We start from the raw sequence: 1,926 nt of genomic DNA, 5'->3' as shown, positions 1-1,926 counted from the left end.
AGAAGCAGATAGAGATTACAAACGCCAAGATAGCAAAACTACATGAACTCGGAAGCGAGGGAGCGTGTCCTACATGTACAAGACCGCTTCTAGAGGAGTATGACAATGTCATAAATTCGCTTGTCGGTGCGGTAAATGAGACTCACCAAAAGAAGATTGAGGAGTACAAGAAACAGCTCCAAAATGTAACTGCTCAAAAAGCCGCATTTGAAGCGCAAAAGAAGGAAAAAGAGAAAGAGTTTTTAGAGCTGACGAAAAATATAAACATTATACAAAGCAAGCTTAAAGACCTCAAAACAGCAAAAGAGCACTTCTTACATGTAGAGCAAAAAGGGGTAAAGAACAAAGCTGAGCTTAAAGAGTTAGAAGCGTATAGTTATGATGAAAAAGTGCATGAGAGGGTTAAAAATTCGCTAACGGCGATAGAGCCGCAGTACAAACATGCGCTCAGTCTTGAAACCGAGCTAAAAAGGCTTGTTCTAGTGAAGTCGGATTTGTTACAAGTAAATCAAAAAATAGAAGAGTTAAAAGCCGTAGTACAAAACAAAGAGGCAGAGTTTAAAAGCATCATCTACGACGATGTGAAGCATAAACATCAGCTTGAAGAACATGAGAGCATACTCAAAACCATCGAGTCAAAAACGGCATCTTTACATGAGATAAAGGTGAAAATCGCAAATATAGAAGGCGAGATAAAAACAGTCAAAAACTCACTCCAAAACAACGAAATACAGCTAAAAAAAGTCCAAACCAAAAAAGATGATTTAGTTGACTACGAAAAGATCAAAACAAGCCTCTCAGAGTTCAAAACTCGCCTAAACTCTAAAGTCGCACCGCGCATCTCAAGCATTGCCTCAGAGATGTACTCTCAAATCACAAAAGGCAAATACCAACACATAGAAGTAAGCAACGACTTCGACTTTTTTATCTACGACGAGGGCAAAAAGTACCCGATAGAGCGCTTTAGCGGCGGAGAGGTTGACTTGGCAAACTTGGTTCTACGCATAGCCATCTCTAAAACTCTCACGGAACTCAGCGGAGCAAGCTCCATAGGATTCTTGGCATTTGATGAAGTTTTTGGAAGTCAGGATGAGAGCAGAAGAATGGAGATACTAGAAGCCTTCCACACCATCAAAGAACAATACCGACAGATATTTCTCATAAGCCACGAGATGGAGATAAAAGAGATGTTTGAGCGGGTTGTGGAACTTTAAAATTAAAAGGAAATGATATGGAAATGATTTTAGTAAAATCGCGTGCTATTAGTCATATTGGATACGATAGCAATACAAAACAAATGAAAATAACATTTAAACAAGGTAGAACTTATGATTATTGTGGAGTACCTCAAAATATTTTTGATGGATTTTTAAATGCTTCATCAATTGGCAGATATTATTACAATTATATAAACGATAATTATAACTGTTATTAACTTAGCTGTTGTTTTAAGAATACGACTTTGAAGATAAAAGGATTGTTATGAAAAAACTGACTGTTGAATTTGAAAACTGCTATGGAATAAATAGTTTAAATCATGTGTTTGACTTTGATAAACACAATACTATTGTATTGTATGCTCCAAATGGTATGATGAAAACTTCATTTTCAAAAACACTACTGAATATTAGTAAAGGTGAGAAACCTGAAGAAATTATATTTGGATATACATCTGTGCCAAAAATCTTAGCAGATAATTTAGAACTTCTTAAAGAAAATATTTTTGTAATAGAAAGTATGAATGAAAGATTCAACTCAGAACAAATCTCAACTTTATTGGTTGATAATGATGCAAGAATAAAATATGAAGAGATAACAAAAGAGCTGTTGTCTTCACAAAGTAAATTTATTAATAAGCTTAATAAAATGTCAGGCATAGTTAAAACAAATAATAAAATAGAACAAACAATTCAGTCTGATTTTGAT

General features: G+C 34.8%; 1 protein-coding gene and 2 pseudogenes. All 3 read left to right on the top strand.

From position 1 onward, the window contains the following. Nucleotides 1-1,214 (top strand): annotated as a pseudogene (locus RQ763_RS11590) (SbcC/MukB-like Walker B domain-containing protein); the annotation flags it as partial. A gap of 17 nt (nt 1,215-1,231) precedes the next feature. Next, nucleotides 1,232-1,435: a KTSC domain-containing protein gene (locus RQ763_RS11585; protein ID WP_314153144.1), complete on the top strand. Its 204-nt coding sequence runs from the start codon at nt 1,232-1,234 to the stop codon at nt 1,433-1,435. 47 nt (nt 1,436-1,482) lie between these two features. Further along, nucleotides 1,483-1,926 (top strand): annotated as a pseudogene (locus tag RQ763_RS11580) (hypothetical protein); the annotation flags it as partial.

It is taken from the genome of Sulfurimonas sp. (assembly GCF_032250635.1).
GTDB lineage: Bacteria > Campylobacterota > Campylobacteria > Campylobacterales > Sulfurimonadaceae > Sulfurimonas.
Note: the sequence above shows the minus strand (reverse complement) of the source record. Positions and strands in the feature narration are given on the sequence as shown.